The sequence below is a fragment of the Streptomyces sp. NPDC020747 genome, from assembly GCF_044334695.1.
GTDB lineage: Bacteria > Actinomycetota > Actinomycetes > Streptomycetales > Streptomycetaceae > Streptomyces.
In genome coordinates this window covers 25,653-43,963 of record NZ_JBIRTJ010000016.1, presented here as the reverse complement: position 1 = coordinate 43,963, position 18,311 = coordinate 25,653, and the positions used below count along the sequence as shown (strand labels likewise).

Genomic DNA, 18,311 nt, shown 5'->3' with positions numbered 1-18,311 from the left:
GACCTGCGACCTGCAGTTCAGGTGGAGTTGGACGCGAAACGAAGAAGGGCGATGGTAGCGGCGGCGGGGTTGACCTCCACAGCCTTGCTACTGGCCGCCGCCCTCCCGGGCGGGGCCGCCCAGGCGGCCTCGGACGGTACGTCGGCCAGTACGCCGGTAACCGGACGTTCCGAAATCTCGGCCCAGGTCACGAGCGGCACCGGTAAGGCCGGTGCGCAGAAGTCGGTGACGCTGGTCACCGGTGACCGGGTCATGGTGGACGGTGCCGGGAAGGTCACCGGTGTGGTCCGGGGCGAGGGCCGGGAGAAGGTGCCGTTCTCCGTCCGGGAGGTCGACGGTCACACCCGGGTCGTGCCCGGTGATGCCGAACTGCTGCTGGCACAGGGCAGGTTGGACGCCCGCCTGTTCGACGTGACCCAGCTGGTCGCGGACGGATACGACGACGCGGGCCGTACCGACGTACCCCTGATCGTCACGTTCAAGGGGAAGAAGGCGCCCTCGATGTCCCCGTTCACCGGGGCCGGGGCGAAGATCGGCCGGGCGTTGCCGGTGGTCAACGGCAAGGCGATGCGCTCCGTGAAGAAGCGCGGCGCCGACTTCTGGAACACCGTCACCGGTAGTGGCGGAAAGTCCGACGAGGCAGCGGAGTTCACTTCCTCGACGGCCGTCGAGAAGGTGTGGCTGGACGGCAAACGCAAGGCGAGCCTCGACAAGAGCGTGCCGCAGATCGGCACGCCGACCGCCTGGGCCGCCGGATACGACGGCACCGGCATCAAGGTCGCCGTCCTCGACACCGGCATCGACACCACGCACGCGGACCTCGCAGGCCAGGTGACCGCCGAGCAGGACTTCAGCGAATCGTCGGGCCCCGGCGACAAGTTCGGCCACGGCACGCACGTGGCGTCCACCGTGTCCGGCACCGGCGCCAAGGACGGCGGCAAGTACAAGGGTGTCGCCCCGGGCGCGAAGATCCTGAACGGCAAGGTTCTCGGCGACGACGGCTCGGGCTCCGACTCCGGGGTCATCGCGGGCATGGAGTGGGCGGTGGCCCAGGGGGCCGACGTCGTCAACCTCAGCCTCGGCGGCGACGACATGCCCGGTGTCGACCCGCTGGAGGAGACGGTCAACCGGCTCTCCGCCGAGAGCGACACCCTCTTCGTCATCGCGGCCGGAAACTCGGGCAGGGCTGGTGAGAGCACGGTCGGTTCGCCCGGCAGTGCGGATGCCGCGCTCACCGTCGGCGCGGTCGACAAGGCGGACGCGCTCGCCGACTTCTCCAGCCGCGGCCCGCGCATCGGCGACAGCGGGGTCAAGCCCGACCTGACCGCGCCCGGTGTCGACATCACGGCCGCCTCGGCCCCTGGCAGCGTCCTGGAGAGGGAGTACCCCTCCGACATACCCGGCTACCTCACCATCAGCGGCACCTCCATGGCGACCCCGCATGTCGCGGGCGCCGCCGCGCTGCTGGCCCAGCAGCATCCCGACTGGACGGGTGAGCGTCTCAAGGCGGTCCTCACGGGCTCGGCCAAGCCCGGCGCGTACAGCTCCTTCCAGCAGGGCACCGGCCGCACCGACCTGGTCCGGGCACTGGACCAGAGCGTCGTCACCGAACAGCAGCCGCTCGACTTCGGTCTCCAGCAGTGGCCGCACGAGGATGACCAGCCGGTAACCAAGCAGGTCACCTACAAGAACCTCGGTACCGAACCGGTCACCCTGGACCTCTCCGTCGACGCCCGCTCGGTGGACGGCAAGCCCGCCGACCAGGGCATGTTCGCCGTGTCGCCGCAGCAGGTCACCGTCCCGGCGGGCGGCACCGCGAACGCCTCCGTCACCGCCGACACCCGCGCCGGCAGCGCCGACGGCTCCTTCGGCGGCTCGGTGCAGGCCACTTCCGCCGACGGCAAGGTCCAGGTGCGTACCGCTGTCGGTGTGAAACGCGAGGCCGAGTCGTACGACCTGACGATCAAGCACATCGACGGGAACGGCGTGCCGGCCGGCGACGCCGCCACCGTCGTCTCCGACCTCGGCTCGGAGTTCTACGCCGCATACGCCGACGAGCAGGACGGCGAGCTCACGGTGCGGCTGCCGAAGGGCGACTACGCCCTCAGGGGGATGATCCACCCGTCCTCCGAATCCGCCACCCGCTCCATCCTGGTGCAGCCGAAGCTGACCCTGGACCGGGACACCACCTTCACGGTCGACGCCCGGCAGGCGCGGCCGGTGGACATCACCGTGCCCGACCCGGCGGCCGAGAACACCGAAGCCACGGCCTACCTCAGCTACGCCAGGGGCAAGGGCCTGCGCCCGGGCGAAATGCAGTTCCTCCTGCCCACGTTCAAGGGCACGACCTTCGGACAGCTCGGGCCCGATGTGTCCGCCGACCAGGCGCCCGCCGTGTTCGCCGGCGACTGGACCCGTAAGGACGCCGAGGGCCGGCCGGTCACCTACCACCTGGCCTGGAACCGCCCCGATGGCCTGGACGGCTTCGCCGCCAAGGTCCGGAAGAACCAGCTCGCCAAGATCGATCTCCAGGCCGGCGCACCCGTCGCGGGGAGGAGTGTCCAGGTCGAGGTGTCTCCGCACACCGCCGACGGGAACCTGATCTACAGCGTGGACGCCCTGCACGCCGAGCTGCCGCTGAGCACCGTCGACTACGTTCTCGACAACGGGATCAAGTGGTCCCTCCGGACATGGCAGGTGTTCGGCGAGGGCCGCGAGGCGCACTTCGAGACCTTCCTGATGCGGATGCCGAGGATCTGGCAGGCCGGTCACAGCTACACCGAGCGGTTCAACGTCGGCGTCTTCGGACCGACCCTGCCCGCCACGGGTGACTCCGGACCGGAGCAGGGAGACCCCGGCATCATTCGGTACGGAAATGTCATCAGGGCCTATCTGCCGCAGTTCGGCGACGGCGCCGGACACTGGGGCGACAGCGGCTACACCTCGGTGACGAGCTCGCTCCAGGCCGACGGCAAGGAGATCCCCGACAACTACGGCCCGCCGATCGAGCTCACCGAGTACACCGTCCCCGCCCAGGACAGCGCGTACAAACTGACCGTGGACGCGTCCCGTGATCCCGCGGTGTACCCGGTCAGCACCCGCGTGCGTACCGAGTGGACCTTCCGCTCCGCCACCACCCCCGAGGACGACACGACACCGCTGCCGCTGTCGGTGATCCGCTTCTCACCCGACCTCAGCCTGTCCAGCACGGCGAAGGCCGGCAAGCGGTTCGACGTCCCCTTCACCGTCCAGGGCGCGGCGGCCGGCCAGCGGCCCGCCAAGCTCGCCTTCGAGGTCTCCTACGACGAAGGCACCACCTGGCAGCCCACCAAGGCCGTCGGCGGCACCCACCTCTCCCTGAAGCACCCGGCGAAGGCGGGCTCCGTCTCGCTGCGCGCCAAACTGACCGACAAGGCCGGCAACACCCTGGTCCAGACGATCGAACGCGCCTACCTCACCACCGGGTGACCTGACGCGGGACCTCGCAACCCATCTCGCCCGGGCCGGTGTTCGACCACCGCCCCGGGCGAGTTCGTCCCACCGCCCTCCCGGTGGGCCGGCCGGGAACATCGCCGAGGGCCGAGGATGGGACGGGCGAAGTGGGGGAAGAGCAAAGGAAGTTGCCCCCCACAGGCACCTCCAGTAACCAGTACCCGTCCCCCCACCGCACGGAGGAACCACATGCTGCGCGGCATCGACGTCAGCGGCTACCAGTCGTCCACGTACAGCACCGAAGGCCTGTCCTTCGTCTTCGTCAAGGCCACCGAAGGCCGCACGTACGTCAACCCGAAGCTGAGCGCGCAGACGAAGCGGGCCCGCGACGCCGGCTGCGTCGTCGGCTTCTACCACTTCCTCTGGCCGGGCAACCTCACCGCCCAGGCCGAGTACTTCGTCAGCAAGGCTCCGGAGAAGTCGGGCGACATCCTCGCCGTCGACTGGGAGACGACAGGCGACGGCACCCACGCTTCCAACGCCGAAAAGGACCGCTTCATCCGCAAGGTGAAGGAACTCCGGCCGAACAACCGGGTGATCCTGTACGCAAACCGCAATTACTGGCTGAACGTCGACACGACCTCGTATGCCGGTGACGGCCTATGGATCGCCGACTACGTCACCGCGGGCAAACCGCGGATCCAGGCCGAGTGGCGCTTCCACCAGTACACCGACGATCCGCTGGACAAGAACGTGGCGGACTTCTCCAGCAAGACCGCTCTACGCGAATGGGCCGAGAACGCCTGACGCGTCCAGAGACCTCTATTGGCTGAGGTTACGGCGGTCGGAGGTCGAGGCCGGCGGCGCCCGAGCCCTACGCCCGGAAGTCCGCCGGGCGCTCCCGGGGTGCCTCCGCCAGGGCCTTCGTCACCGCGTCCGCGCCTTCCTGGAGGCCGTAGACCGGGGTGCCGGGCTGCTGGCGCCAGGAGTCGTCGAGGGAGCCCGCGTCGACCGTGTCGAAGCCGAGTTCGTCGATGAGGTCGCGGACGACCTGCTTGGCGGACTCGTCGTCGGCGGCCACCGGAAGGGCCGTGCGGTCCGGGGCGCCGGCCGGGCGGTGGCGGTCGAGGAGGTCCTGGGCGTACGTGCCGTTGAAGGCCTTGACGACCGTGCGGCCGAGTTGCCGGGCCGTCCAGCGGCTCTCCGTCAGGCCCTCGTCCTCGATCCCGGCGATCCTGCCGTCCCGCTGCCGCGGGTAGTAGTTGCCGGTGTCGATGACCACGACCCCCTCGGCGGCCTCGTCGAAGAGCCCGGACGGCAGGCCGGGCACCGCCTTCAGGGGGATCGTGACGACGACGACCTCGGCGCCGCGCGCCGCCTCCTCGACCGGGACGGGCGTCGCGCCGGTCTCCTCGGCCAGTGCGGTGAGGGTCCCGGGACCCCGGGAGTTGGCGACGGACACGTCATGGCCGAGGGCGGTGAGCCGCCGGGTGAGGTTGCCGCCGATGTTGCCCGCTCCGATGATGCCGATCTTCATGGCTCGCGCGCCCTTCCGGGGGTCGATGACTCCGATGTGGAGCATCAACCTCCGGGGCAAGCGGACTATTCCAGCACAAGCAGGCTGTTCCGGGCCATCACCCGAAAGGCCGCACAGCGGATCGCACCCCGCATGGCAAAGGGGCGCCCCCGCCCGTCCGGCGGGAGCGCCCCTCGCGTTCGGCTACTTGTTCAGGTGGGACCAGAACTCGTCGAACGACAGCAGCTTGTCGCCGTTGAGATCCTGGGAGGCGATCACGGCCTCGGCCACCGACTCGGTGACGTTCCAGTCGCCGCCCTGGGCCAGGGCCTTCTTGAACTCGGCGGCGGTGATGTAGCCGTCCCCGTCCACGTCGATGCGCTCGAACGCCTTGCGTGCTTCCTCGATGTCCGCCACCGGACCCGCCCCTTCTGATGTGCCGTACTTGCCGAGGTCAGATTAGCTGCCGAGCCGAGCGCGGAGCGCGGCGACCACCCACGCGAACCCCTCCCGATGCGCGGGCAGCGGTTCGGCCCCCCGTACAAGCGCCAACAGCTCCCGGAAGCGGGCGAGTTCGGCATGAATCGTCGATCATGGGGTGGAGTCCGGGCCTTCCAGTGGGTGGAGACTCGGCTGACGGGCGAGGGAAGGGGCGGCGCGGTGGCCGGCACTCTGCGGGACATTCTCGACGCGGCGGCGCGGGGAGTCTTCCCGCCGCCGGACGGCGGTACGACGGTCGTGCCGCAGCACGCCCACCGGGACGCCGGGGTCATCGCCTTCACCGCGCACTCCGTCGTCTTCACCGACGAGGGGGAGGGGTGGGTTCGCGAAACGCTCGCCACAGCCGACTGCGATCCGCTCGCCGCGACCATGAACCCGCGGTTCCTGGCAGCGTTCATGGAACGTACGGGGCGTACGACGGACACGATCGACCTGCTGACGGTCGCCGCGCCGCTGGCCGGCCCGCCGCCACTGCGGCTGACGGAACTCGACGATCCTGGCCATCCCCGGGTCGCCCGGGCCCGCGAGCGGCGCGACGACGTGCGGGTGTGGGCCGCCGACGGGGGCGTACTCGTCCTGGGGCGCGGCGTCGCGGGGCGGCTGGAGGCCGCGATCGAGGTGGCCGAGGAGGTACGGCACCGGGGGCTGGGGCGGGCCCTCGCGGTGGCGGCCCGGCACCTGGGCGGGGGCGAGCCGGTCTGGGCGCAGCAGGCCGCCGGGAACGCCCGCAGCGTACGGGCCTTCCAGGCGGCCGGGTTCCGACCGGTGGGGGCGGAGGCACTGCTGATCGCCCGCTAGGACGGGAGCGCCTGGAGCGGCGGGCCGGCTTCAGGCCTCGTCGGAGGCCAGGACCCGCAACGAGGGCTCAGTGCCAGGGCTCGTAATACGGGTTGCTCTCGCAGTCGCTCATGATCTCCGTCTTGGTCTTCTTGTCGACCGGACAGACGCCGATGATGTACTTCCGCTCGATACCGCCGGGGAAGGCGACCTCGACCTGGTCGGCCCACTTGTGGGTGTCGCCGATGGTCTTGTTGACGTCCACGCCGCCGGGGGCGTCGATGTAGTAGTTGTAGCCGCTCTTCCACCACGTCTTGTAGAGGTCGTGGTCGTACGTCGTGGAGACGTACGGGGAGGGCTGGTTGACCAGGACGTACTGCTCGATGTCGTACTGGCCGTTGATGACGTCCCTGGGGTGGAGGCCCTGCTCGAAGACGACCGCGGGGCCGCGGCCGTCGCTGCGGTAGAGCGTGCCGCAGGTCTTGCGCCAGACCGGTTCGGGCGTGATGCGGTCGACCTCGACGCGGCGGTCCGCGGCGGCGTGGACCGGGTCGGCGAACTGGGGACAGGTGGGAGCGGCGGCCTTCGCGGCGAAGGGTGCCTTCGCGGGACCGGTGACGGGAGCGGGAACGGAGGCGGGCGCGGGGGCCGGAAGTGTCGCGGCGGACGTCGCGAGGACGGCCGTCAGGGACAGGACGACGGCAGCGGCCCGCCGCCGCAGGCGAGTTGTGATCATGAAGAGCACGATCCCGGTTCCGCGGGGGCGGCCCGTGGATCTTCACTCGTACGGCGGCGCGGCGCCGACGGGCGTTGCCGTTGCCGACTGGCTCGATCGGTAGGTGGGGGGCGAGAACCTAGCGGTCCGCCACCCTCATTTCGAACCACGTCGTCTTGCCGCGAGGCAGGAGATCGACGCCCCAGCGGTCGGAGAGTTTGTCGACGAGGAAGAGGCCTCGGCCGCTGACGTCCATTTCCTGGACCGGCATGAGGCAGGGAAGACCACGGGAGGGGTCACGCACCTCGACACGGATCCAGCCCCGGCGGCGCCGCATACGGAGCCCGAACACCCGCGCACCCGTGTGCCGCACGGCGTTGCCCACCAGCTCCGAGACGAGCAGGACCGCGTCCTCGGTCATCTTCGGCGAGAGCCCCCAGTGACGCAGCACCACGACCTGGGTGAGCCGACGCGCGGTGGCCGCGGACTCGGGCCGGGAAGGCAACGGCACCTCCCCCTCGGTCGGATTGCCGAACAACTCCAGCGCCTTGAGCGCGTGTTCGTCCTCGACCGCGGGCGACCAGCGCGCCGCGGTCGCACTCCCGTGCCGCCGCGGCTGTTCGATACCCTCCAGCCCCGCCATGCCCCCATCATGGCCGCCCAGAGGCCTCGTTGGGGGCGTTCCGGAGGAATACGCCCCCCGGAACCCCCCATTCCGCGCGATTCGATCGGCATATGCCAGTGGCAGTTCAGGAATGGCCACAACCCGCCCGGCCTGCGGAAACAACCTCGCCCGAGGCAATCGCCCACCGCCCCCGACAAGGCAGCCTTAAGGTTGCCTTAAGGCTCGGATAAACCGCCCCTTCGAGGGACGCGGGTAAGACATCGCGTCAACTGCAAGTGGATCAGCGGAATTCGGCGGGTGACTTTCACGGCACCCACGACCCCTTGCCCAGGACACCCGCAGCCCCTCGCCGCGGACACCCACAGCCCCTCGCCGCAGGCACCCACAACCCTCCGTCTCGGACCCGGTCAGAGGAACTTCGCCTTGCCCGGCCCCTCCTCCACGAAGCTCTTCATCCCCCGCGCCCGGTCCTCGGTGGCGAACAGCCCCGCGAACCAGTTGCGTTCGATCGCGAGCCCGGTCTCGATGTCCGTCTCCAGACCCGCGTCGACGGACTCCTTGGCGGCGCGCAGCGCGAGCGCCGGCCCCTGCGCCAGTTTCGCGGCCCACGCGTGCGCCTCGGCGTACACCTCGTCGGCCGGTACGACGCGGTCCACCAGGCCGAGCGACAGGGCCTCGTCGGCCTTGACCATGCGGCCGGTGAAGATGAGGTCCTTGGCCTTGGAGGGGCCGATCAGACGGGACAGGCGCTGGGTGCCGCCCGCGCCCGGGATCAGCCCGAGCAGGATCTCCGGCTGGCCCAGCTTGGCGTTGTCCGCGGCGATGCGGAAGTCGGCGCAGAGCGCCAACTCGCAGCCCCCGCCCAGCGCGTAACCCGTGACCGCGGCGACGACCGGCTTGGGGATGCGGGTCACGGCGGTGAAGGAGTCCTGCAAGGCCCGGGACCGTACGACCATCGCCGCATGGTCCATGGCCTGCATCTCCTTGATGTCCGCGCCCGCCGCGAACACCTTCTCGCCGCCGTAGAGGATCACCGCGCGCACGTCCTCGCGGCGCGTGGCCTCCTCGGCGAGCTCCTTGAGACGGTCCTGCGTGGCGACGTCCAGCGCGTTCATGGGCGGGCGGTCGAGACGGATCGTGCCGACACCTTCGGCGACTTCGAGATGCACAGTCATGAAGGCAGGTTAACGAAGGCTAACGGCGAAGGCCCCGGTGTGCTGCGTCACAGAGGAGCAGCACACCGGGGCCGTACAAGCCGCGACAGGGCGGGCAAGGGAGAAGCGCGGTCAGTGCCGCCCCCGGGCCGTCACGCCTTCCACTTCTCCCACGACATGTTCCAGCCGTTGAGCCCGTTGTCCGGGTCCACGATCCGGTCGTTGGAGTTCTTCACGACCACCACGTCACCGACGATCGAGCGGTCGAAGAACCACGCGGCCGGCGCACCGCGGTCGCCGCCGCCGCGCTGGTCACGCAGGCCGATGCAGCCGTGGCTGGCGTTGTAGTTGCCGAAGGCGTCGCCGCCCCAGTAGTTGCCGTGGATGAAGGTGCCCGACGTGGTCAGGCGCATCGCGTCCGGCACGTCCTTGATGTCGTACTCGCCGCCGTAGCCGACCGTTTCACCGTTCATCCGGGTCACCCGGAGGCGCTCGGTGATGACCATCTGGCCGTTCCAGGTCTCGTAGCCGGGCTTGCCGGTCGTGACCGGGATGGTCTTGATGACCTTGCCGTCGCGCTTGACCGTCATCTTCTTGGTCTTGACGTCGACGGTGGAGACCTGGCTGCGGCCGATCGTGAACTTCACGGTCTTGGCCTGCTCGCCGTAGACACCGGGCCTGCCCTCGACGCCGTCGAGGTTGAGCTTCACGGTGACCTTCGTACCGGGCTTCCAGTACTTCTCGGGGCGGAAGTCGAGGCGGTCGTTGCCGAACCAGTGGCCCTCGACGTCGACCGCCGGCTCGGTCTTGATGTCTATCGCCTTCTCGACGTCCTCGGGGTGTGTGATCCCCCGCGTGAAGTTGACCGAGAAGGTCGTTCCGACGCCGACCTTCGAGCCGTCCTCCGGCGTGAAGATGCCGACGAACGTGTTCTTCGGGGTCAGCGTGGTGAACGCGGACTCCTCCGCCGCCTCACGGCCCTCGGAGTCCTTGGCCACCGCGTGGACCTTGTACTTGGTGGACGCGGCGAGGTGAGTGTCGGGCGTCCAGGTCGCGCCCCCGTCGGTGATCTTCCCCTCGACCAGGTTGCCCTTGGTGTCCTCGACCTCGACCTCGGTCAGCTTGCCCTTGGCCGCGGTCACCTTGAGCGCGCCGCTGGTCTTCACGCCGCCGGCGCCGTCCTTCGGGGCCACGGTCACGACCGCCTGCGAGACCTTGGTGTCCGCCTGGCCGGAGTCCTTGTCCCCGCCCTTCCCCGAGTCGGACCCGGAACCCGAGTCCCCTCCCCCGCCGCAGGCGGTCACTACGAGCATCAGAGTCCCCAACGCGAGCGCCAGGGCCCCCTTTCCACGCCGTGTCCGCGCGCCAACCGACGCCCCCGATATCGGTCGCCCGTTCAAGTTCGTTCTCCCCTCGCACGGCCTGATCAAGGCCCGCACTCACCATCGATGGTCGCCCCGTGATGCCTGGGCCCATGGCGGGAGCCCGCAGCTCACAGCCACGTCCCACGCGTGTATCGCGCTAATTAATCACACCGGCAGGAGCGTTGACCTCCCGGGATTGTCACTGTTCAGTCCCAACTTCAACAGCCCGTGGCACCACCGGCGCACATCTTGTCCGTACCCCTATGTCGGTCTACTTCACCGCGGAGCCCGCTTTCCAGGCCTTCCAACCCATGTTCCACCCGCCGAGGCCGTTGTCAGGAGCGACCTTCTTGTCATTGCTGTTGACGACCTCGACGACGTCACCGATGAGGCTGCGGTCGAAGAACCAGCCCGCCGGGGTCGCGGAGCCTCCGCCCTTCACATCGCGCAGGCCCACGCAGCCGTGGCTGACGTTGGCGGTGCCGAAGACGTCCTGCGCCCAGTAGTTGCCGTGCAGGAAGGTCCCGGAGGTGGTGAGGCGCAGTGCGTGCGGCACGTCGGGGATGTCGTACTCGCCCTTGCCGTCGGCGTCGGTGAAGCCGACCGTCGCGCCGTTCATCCGGGTCACCTCCAGCATCTCGGTGACCACCATCTTCCCGTTGTACGTCGTGCTCTTGGGGGCGCCCGCGGTGATCGGCACGGTGGACAGGACCTCGCCGTCGCGGCGCACCTCCATGGTGTGGGCGGCGGCGTCGACGAGGCTGACCTGGCTGCGGCCGACCGTGAACGAGAAGGTCTTGTACTGCAGTCCGTACACGCCCGGGGCCGCCTCGACGTCACGCAGCCGCAGCGCCACGGTGACCTTCGTGCCCGGCTTCCAGTACTCCTCGGGCCGGAAGTCCAGCCGCTTCTCGCCGAACCAGTGCGGGGCGATCTCCGCCTCCGGCACGGACGTCACACGGACGGCACGCTCAACGGCCGCGCGGTTCTCGATCACGCGGTTGAAGTCCAGCGAAACGATCATCCCGGTGCCGACCGTGGAGCGGTTCTCGGGCATGACGTAACCGATGAAGCGCTCGTCGGGGACGTACGTCGTGAACGTCGCGTGCCGGGCCACCCGCCGGCCGTGGCCGTCGAGCGCGACCGCGTCGACCGAGTACTTGGCGGCCAGGGCGAGTTTCGGGTCGTCGGGGCGCCAGGTCATGCCGTCGTCGGCGATCCGGCCCGGCACCGGGAAGTCCTGCGCGTCCTGGGACCTGACGACCTTCACCGACTCCAGGCGTCCGGCCGGCACCCGTACCCGCAGGCTCTCCTCGGGGCGTACGGCCCTGCTGCCGTCGTCCGGCGAGACACGGATCGTGTTCTCGGGCGAACGGGGCTTGCCGAGCACCTTGTCCACGCCGTGCGAGGTGCATCCCGCGGCTCCGGCCAGCAGCCCGGCCCATGTCAGTACGGCGGCCAGCGCGGCCCCTGCGCGCGCCGCGCGCGTCTGTGCGTGCATCACGTGGGGCCCAACGACGAAGCGGCCCCGGGGAAGTGGGGGACGCCTCATCCGCCCGAGGCCGGTAAGCCCTCTCCTGGGGAAACGTGAGTGCGAGCCCGGCGCTGGGCAGAACAGTGGGAAGGACGACGCGACGGGGAGCCGTGGCCGGGACGCCATGGGCGTCTCCGCGCGTCGCTCCCATCGAGCCGCAGGAGGCCGTGAGGTGTCGAGCGCAGCCGAGCAGGAGGCAGTGCAGGAGGGGCGCGCCCCGGGCGCCGGGCTGCCCGCGCAGCCCGCCCCCGTGCTGAACGGCAGTCCGCGCGTCGCGCCGGCCGTCCCCGTGTGGCCCGGTGCGCCGACCCCGCTCGGGGCGCGCTTCCGGACCGGTCCCGACGGTGTCTCGGGCACCAACTTCGCGCTGTGGGCGGGCGGTGCCGAGTCCGTCGAGCTGTGCCTCTTCGACGACGAGGACGGCTCCTCGGGCGCAGGCGGCACGGAGGGCGGGGGCACCGAGATCCGGGTCCCGCTCACCGAGCTGACCCACGAGATCTGGCACGGCTTCGTGCCCGGCGTGCGGCCCGGGCGGCGGTACGGCTTCCGGGTGCACGGCCGCTGGGACCCGTGGACCGGCGCCCGCTGGAACCCGGCGAAGCTGCTCCTCGATCCGTACGCCCGTGCCGTGGACGGCGACTTCACGTTGCCGCCGGAGGTGTACGCGCATGTGCGCGACTGGCCCCAGCAGCAGGTCGCGGACACCGTGCGCGACGACCGGGACTCCGCTCCGTACGTCCCCAAGGGTGTCGTCGTCCACGACGACGCGCCCGACGACGAGTGGACGGACGACCGCCGTCCGAAGACGCCCTGGGCGGACTCGGTCATCTACGAGCTGCACGTGCGGGGCTTCACCAAGCTGCACCCGGACATCCCGGAGGAACTGCGGGGCACGTACGCGGGGTTGGCGCACCCGGCGGCGATCGAGCACCTGACCAAACTGGGCGTGACGGCGGTGGAGCTGCTGCCGGTGCACCAGTTCGCGCACGAGGACCATCTGCTGCGCCGGGGCATGAAGAACTACTGGGGCTACAACTCGATCGGCTACTTCGCGCCACACGCCGGGTACGCGGCCTCGGGGACGACCGGCCAGCAGGTCGGCGAGTTCAAGAGCATGGTGCGGGCGCTGCACGCCGCCGGTATCGAGGTCATCCTCGACGTGGTCTACAACCACACGGCGGAGGCGGGCGAGCTGGGCCCCACGCTGTCGCTGCGCGGCATCGACAACCGCGGCTACTACCGGCTGCAGAGCGACGCCCGGCGGTACACGGACTACACGGGCTGCGGCAACACGCTCCACGTCGTACAGCCGCACGTCCTGCGCCTGATCACGGACTCGCTGCGCTACTGGGTGACGGAGATGGGGGTGGACGGCTTCCGGTTCGACCTGGCCGCTGCCCTCGCCCGCTCGATGCACGACGTCGACATGCTGTCCCCGTTCCTGGCCGTCATCGCCCAGGACCCGGTGCTGCGCCGCGTCAAGCTGATCGCCGAACCATGGGACGTCGGCTCCGGCGGCTATCAGGTGGGCGCCTTCCCACCTCTGTGGACCGAGTGGAACGACCGCTACCGCAACGCCGTACGGGACTTCTGGCGGGGCGCGCTGCCTGACGTACGGGATCTCGGGTACCGGCTGTCGGGGTCGAGCGACCTGTACGCGTGGGGCGGGCGGCGGCCGTACGCCTCGGTGAACTTCGTGACCGCCCACGACGGTTTCACCCTGCGGGACCTGGTGTCGTACGAGCGCAAGCACAACGAGGCCAACGGCGAGGGCAACCGGGACGGCACCGACGACAACCGCGCCTGGAACTGCGGGACGGAGGGCGAGACGGAGGACGCCCGGGTGCAGGGCCTGCGGCGCCGCCAGCTGCGCAACCTCCTCACCACCCTGCTGCTGTCCACGGGTGTGCCGATGCTGGTCGCGGGGGACGAACTCGGGCGGACCCAGGGGGGCAACAACAACGCGTACTGCCAGGACAACGAGATCAGCTGGATCGACTGGACCCTGCTCGACGACCCCGACTGGCGTGCCCTCTTCGACCTGACCGCCCGCCTGATCGCCCTCCGCCACGCCCATCCCGTGCTGCGGCGGCGGGCCTTCTTCTCCGGCCGCGCCCACTCCGCCGACGGGCTCCGCGACCTGGCGTGGTTCACGGCGCGGGGTGCGGAGATGACGGAACGGGACTGGTACGCGCCCGCGGCGACGCTCGGCATGTACCTGTCCGGGCGGGACATTCCCGGGCGGGACGCGCGGGGCGTACCGGTGACCGACGACAGCTTCCTGGCCGTCCTCCACGCGGGGGACCGGCCGGCGAGCTTCGTCCTGCCGGGGGCGCCGTGGGCGGAGCGGTACGAGGTCGTCGTCGACACGTCGCGGGAGGAGCAGGGGGCTCCGCCCGGGGTGGTCCACCGGGCGGGGGCGGTGATCACCGTGCCGGCACGGGCGGTTCTGCTGCTGCGGGTGGTGGGGTAGGGCATTTTTCGCCGCCGCTGCCCCTACCCGTTCCCGTCGCTACTCGGGGGCCGGCCCCCGAACCCCCGCTCCCCAGAGGGGGTTTAGATATGTTCAGTAGCGATATTTCCACTTTGAGGTTGGCGGCTTACATGCCGCTTCATCCCATTTGGGAACATTCGCGCCCTCCGAGGCACCGATCGGGCCGCCCGTTTAGTCAGCGCATGCTGCTCGAATTCCGCGCCTCAGGCTATGCGCGTCGGTGATGAACTCAGGCAAAGCATGTTGAAACTGTCGGCGCGACGCGTATCAAACACCATTAAGCGCGCGGGGCAATATCCGAATATTTCATGCCGAATACTTGGACGAAAGTGGTGTCGATGTCGCCGGTCCGATCGACCTGGTCGAGGTTCCACTCGAAGGCGCGTGTTTGCCGAGCCGTGTCGGCGTCTGGGATCGTCGTGCGGCCCAGCCGTTACGACGGCAGGTGGTTCAGGCCAATCGGTGCTGGACGGCCAGTTGCGCAGGTGGCTCGGTGTGCAGCTCCATCAACCTGCAGTGACGGCAGCCCTTTTACCCTTCCTTGACTGTCTATTCGGGGCTGAAAACCTGGGCAACCGTCCACGGCGATGTGTGCGGTGACTGTGAGGCTCTGCATACCGTGCAGACAAACCCAGTGGCCATGGGGGCCACTGGGTTTGTCTGCATGAGGAGAAGCATGTCTTTACGCACCTCCGGTGTGTCGCTGAGACACGCCCGGAATCACGCAAGACGCATGGCCGTCGCGGCCTCGGTCGCCGTGGCACTCACGGTCGGAGTGGTCCCCGCCATGGCGGATCCGGCCCCGCAGAACGAGCCGGTCTCGGCCTGGGGCAAGGACGGCGAGAAGGCCAAGATGCCGCCGGGTCAAGGTCGGTACGGCCAAGGCCCCGGCACCGGTCGCTGAGAAGGCTCCGTCCACCGAACTGGCTCAGTGGCGGGCCGCGCAGAAGGCGCGGGCGCACGCCGGGAAGAAGGCCCCGCAGCCCAGCGCCAAGGCGCTCGCTGCCGTCGAGGCCGTGGTGCCCAAGGGGCAGGGGCAGGTGCCCTGGCACCAGATTTCCGACGTCCGGGTCACCGATTCCCTGGTGGCCCGCGTCAACTACTCCACCGGCAACCTGATGCTCGCTGCGACCGACTCCCAGGTCGCGGGCGCCGGGCAGTCGTTGCAGCTGACGCGGACGTACAACTCGATCGAGGCGCCGTGGGGGAAAATCTCGCAGCGTTGGTGGGTGAACTACGAGCGGTATCTGCAGATCGAGACCGCCAAGGCCACCCTCTACGACGCCACCGGCGGCTCGGTCTCCTTCACCAAGAAGGCCGACGGGACCTTCACCACGCCCGAGGGCTACCGCCTGGACCTGAAGAAGGAGTCCAACGGTGAGTACACGGTCACCGAGCGCGGCTCCGGCCAGAAGGACACCTACAGCGAGGCCGGAACCCTGCTGAAGACATCGGACCGCAACGGCGGGCAAATCCAGGTCGAGCAGCACGACGACGGCACCGAGCACAAGGGCTTCAAGCTCACCGACAGCCGCTCCGGCCGGTGGATCGACCTGCTCAAGACCGACGCCTCGCAGTGGCAGGCCAAGGACAACGTAGGGCGCACCATCGTCTACGACCTCAACGCGTCCGGAGACCTCGCCAAGACCACCGACGCCGAGGGCAAGGCCACCAACTTCGGCTACGACGCCGACCGGCGCCTGACGAAGATCACCACCCCGGAGGGGCGGGTCACGGTCTTCACCTACGACAGCCAGAACCGTGTCACGTCGATGAAGCGGGCCACCGCCTTCGACGGCTCCGGCGAGACCGGCCCCACCTACAACTACCGCTACTCGTCGGACACTCCGAACACCGCGGGCACCACCACCGTGACCGATCCGGTCGGTGACTCGACCACCTACACGTACGAGGCCGACGGCGAGATCACCAAGGTCATCGACGCGCTCGGGCACGCCCGGGAGCGCACCTACGACGCGAACCGGAACGTGACCACCGCCGTCGATGCCACGGGCGTCGGCAGTACACCGGGAAACGTGACGGCCTACGGCTGGGACGCACGCTCCAACCCGACCACGTTGAAGCTGCCGACCGGGGCCACGGCGTCGCTGACCGCGTATCAGACGATCGCGGGCGCCGACGTGTCAGGCAAGGTCACCTCCGCGGACGGCGAGTCCGTCAGCTACACCTACGACAGCGCGGGCAACACCACCAAGGAGACCGTCGCCGGAGCCGAGGGCGGAACCCGCACCTTCACCTACAACCCCTCGACACCCACGTGCGGCGGCTTCGAGGGCCAGCGCTGCGAGGTCAAGGACGCCAACGGCAAGGCGACCAAGTTCAGTTACGACGCCAAGGGCAACCTGATCAAGGTCACCCCGCCCAACCCGCTAGGCGAGATCACCTACACCTACGACGGACTGGGCCGGGTCGAGACGATGGTCGACGGGCGCGGCATCAAGACCGTCCATGTCTACGACAACCGCAACCGGATCACCAAGGTCTCCAGCACCAACGACACGGTCAGCTACACCTGGGACGGCGACGGCAACCTCAAGCAGCGCTCCGACTCCACGGGCATCGTCAAGTACGACTTCGACCCGCTCAACCGGGAGACCGTCCGTACCCTGCAGGACGGCTCGCAGACGGTGCTGACCTACACCGCGGACGGGAACGTCGAGACATACCACGACCCGAACGGTCTGATCCGCTACACCTACAGCAAGACCAACAAGCTGGAGTCGTTGACCGACAGCTTCGGACAGAAGACCGGCTACGAGTACAACGCCAACGACGCCCGCACCAAAATCAGTTACCCGGGTGGCACCGTGGTGTCCACCACCATGGACAAGTCGAACCGGGCCACGGCCATCAAGGCGACCTCACCCAAGGGCACCCTGATGGACCTGTCGTACTCCTACGCCTACACCAGTGGGACCACGACCAAGGACGGCACGAAGATCCGCACGCGGACCGACGCCGTCACCGGGCTCAAGCGTGCCTACACCTACAACTCTGCGGGTCGGCTGACGTTCACGAAGCAGACCAAGAACGGCGCGGACGACAACAGCTGGCTGTATTGCTACGACGGTGCGGGCAACCTGACCTCGCAGGGCATCGTCGCGGGCTGCCCGGGCGGCTCGACGTACACGTACAACGACGCCTCGCAGATCACCGGGAAGAACGGATCGACGGCCAACTGGTCCTACGACGGTGCGGGGAACGAGACCGCGGCTGCTCCGACGGCCGACCTCACCCGCACGGGCGGCCAGTGGAGCGACTACTCCCAGCTGACGTCGATCACCCAGGGCGGCACCACCTACAAGGGCCGCTACGCCAGCACCGACGGTTCCGAGCGCACTGAGTTCGGCGGCACGGTCTTCCACCACGGGCCGGTCGGCCTGTCCGCCCAGACTGCAGACGGCGTGGACACGAACTTCACCCGCGAGCCGGGCGGCACGCTCAACTCGTTCCGCACCAAGGACGCCACGTACTACTACCTCGCCGACGCCATCGGTACCGTCGAGGCCGTGGTCAACGCGGATGGCGAGAAGGTCAACACATACTCCTACAGCCCGCGCGGCGTTACCAACGCCACGGGCGAGAAGGTCCCTCAGCCCTACCGGTTCGCCGGTGGCTACCAGGACCCGACCGGCCTCTACCACCTCGGCGCCCGCTACCTCGACACCAACCTCGGCCGCTTCACCCAGCCCGACCCCTCGGGCCTGGAGACCAACCCCTACCTCTACGCTTCCGGCGACCCCACCAACATCATCGACCCGACGGGCCTGTTCGGCTGGGGCGATGCCCTTGAGATCGTCGGCGGTGCGGTCGGGGCCACGGCCGGACTCGCCTCCGTGGCCGTCATCTGCGGTGCTACTGCCGGCGTGGGTTGCGTCGTGGCCGGCGCTGTCGTCGGTGGACTGGGGGGCGCGTCGGGCGCGTCCATCGGTTCGGCGCTGGGCGGCGGCAGCACGGCGGACCGGAAGGACGCCTTCTACGGCGGATTTCTCGGCGCTGGGATCGGCCCACTCAGGTGGGGCTTCGGAAGGTACTTGCCGTAGTCCTGGGGACGGTTAGTCGCTGACCGTCCGGGGGCACCACCATGCATGGTGGTGCCCCCACTATCGTGACGTTCGAAGAGATAGAGAAGACATGGCGACCAAGTATTCCCGGAAGCGGGGCGCAGCCGCGGGCGC

At 69.3% G+C, this 18,311-nt stretch carries 13 protein-coding genes; 6 read left to right on the top strand and 7 right to left on the bottom strand.

Annotated elements, in window-relative coordinates; translation table 11 throughout:
* Positions 1-51: 51 nt before the first annotated feature.
* Positions 52-3,468, top strand: coding sequence for a S8 family serine peptidase (locus tag ACH4YP_RS35250; protein WP_398494954.1), 3,417 nt, complete (start codon positions 52-54; stop codon positions 3,466-3,468).
* Between the two features lie 213 nt (positions 3,469-3,681).
* A complete protein-coding gene (locus tag ACH4YP_RS35245) occupies positions 3,682-4,239 on the top strand; it encodes a glycoside hydrolase family 25 protein (RefSeq protein WP_361059873.1) in 558 nt (185 codons plus the stop codon).
* Positions 4,240-4,306: 67 nt separating this feature from the next.
* Here the strand turns inward: ACH4YP_RS35245 and ACH4YP_RS35240 are convergent, their stop codons facing one another.
* Positions 4,307-4,969, bottom strand: coding sequence for an NADPH-dependent F420 reductase (locus tag ACH4YP_RS35240; RefSeq protein WP_398495153.1), 663 nt, complete (start codon positions 4,967-4,969; stop codon positions 4,307-4,309).
* 183 nt (positions 4,970-5,152) lie between these two features.
* A complete protein-coding gene (locus tag ACH4YP_RS35235; RefSeq protein WP_361059867.1) occupies positions 5,153-5,365 on the bottom strand; it encodes an EF-hand domain-containing protein in 213 nt (70 codons plus the stop codon).
* A gap of 243 nt (positions 5,366-5,608) precedes the next feature.
* Between ACH4YP_RS35235 and ACH4YP_RS35230 the strand changes: the two genes are divergently transcribed.
* A complete protein-coding gene (locus tag ACH4YP_RS35230; protein ID WP_398494952.1) occupies positions 5,609-6,247 on the top strand; it encodes a GNAT family N-acetyltransferase in 639 nt (212 codons plus the stop codon).
* A gap of 67 nt (positions 6,248-6,314) precedes the next feature.
* On the opposite strand, the gene ACH4YP_RS35225 is transcribed toward ACH4YP_RS35230, so the two are convergent.
* The 5 genes from ACH4YP_RS35225 to ACH4YP_RS35205 form a co-directional block, all read right to left on the bottom strand.
* Positions 6,315-6,962: an ADP-ribosyltransferase gene (locus ACH4YP_RS35225; RefSeq protein ID WP_361059861.1), complete on the bottom strand. Its 648-nt coding sequence runs from the start codon at positions 6,960-6,962 to the stop codon at positions 6,315-6,317.
* Between the two features lie 118 nt (positions 6,963-7,080).
* Positions 7,081-7,689, bottom strand: coding sequence for an ATP-binding protein (locus ACH4YP_RS35220; RefSeq protein WP_361059934.1), 609 nt, complete (start codon positions 7,687-7,689; stop codon positions 7,081-7,083).
* Positions 7,690-7,973: 284 nt separating this feature from the next.
* On the bottom strand, positions 7,974-8,741 hold the full coding sequence (locus ACH4YP_RS35215) for an enoyl-CoA hydratase/isomerase family protein (protein WP_398494951.1): 768 nt from the start codon (positions 8,739-8,741) through the stop codon (positions 7,974-7,976).
* 131 nt (positions 8,742-8,872) lie between these two features.
* Positions 8,873-10,120: an Ig-like domain-containing protein gene (locus ACH4YP_RS35210; protein WP_361059856.1), complete on the bottom strand. Its 1,248-nt coding sequence runs from the start codon at positions 10,118-10,120 to the stop codon at positions 8,873-8,875.
* Positions 10,121-10,355: 235 nt separating this feature from the next.
* Positions 10,356-11,588 (bottom strand): Ig-like domain-containing protein, encoded by a 1,233-nt coding sequence (locus tag ACH4YP_RS35205; protein ID WP_398494949.1) that lies wholly within the window; start codon positions 11,586-11,588, stop codon positions 10,356-10,358.
* A gap of 202 nt (positions 11,589-11,790) precedes the next feature.
* Here ACH4YP_RS35205 and glgX point away from each other — a divergent pair, with 202 nt between their 5' ends.
* From glgX to ACH4YP_RS35190, 3 genes are all read left to right on the top strand, one after another.
* On the top strand, positions 11,791-14,091 hold the full coding sequence (glgX, locus tag ACH4YP_RS35200) for a glycogen debranching protein GlgX (protein WP_361059850.1): 2,301 nt from the start codon (positions 11,791-11,793) through the stop codon (positions 14,089-14,091).
* A gap of 754 nt (positions 14,092-14,845) precedes the next feature.
* Positions 14,846-15,016 (top strand): hypothetical protein, encoded by a 171-nt coding sequence (locus tag ACH4YP_RS35195; RefSeq protein WP_361059847.1) that lies wholly within the window; start codon positions 14,846-14,848, stop codon positions 15,014-15,016.
* A 112-nt stretch (positions 15,017-15,128) separates the two neighbouring features.
* Positions 15,129-18,176, top strand: a complete 3,048-nt coding sequence (locus ACH4YP_RS35190; protein WP_398494946.1) for an RHS repeat-associated core domain-containing protein — start codon at positions 15,129-15,131, stop codon at positions 18,174-18,176.
* Positions 18,177-18,311: the final 135 nt, after the last annotated feature.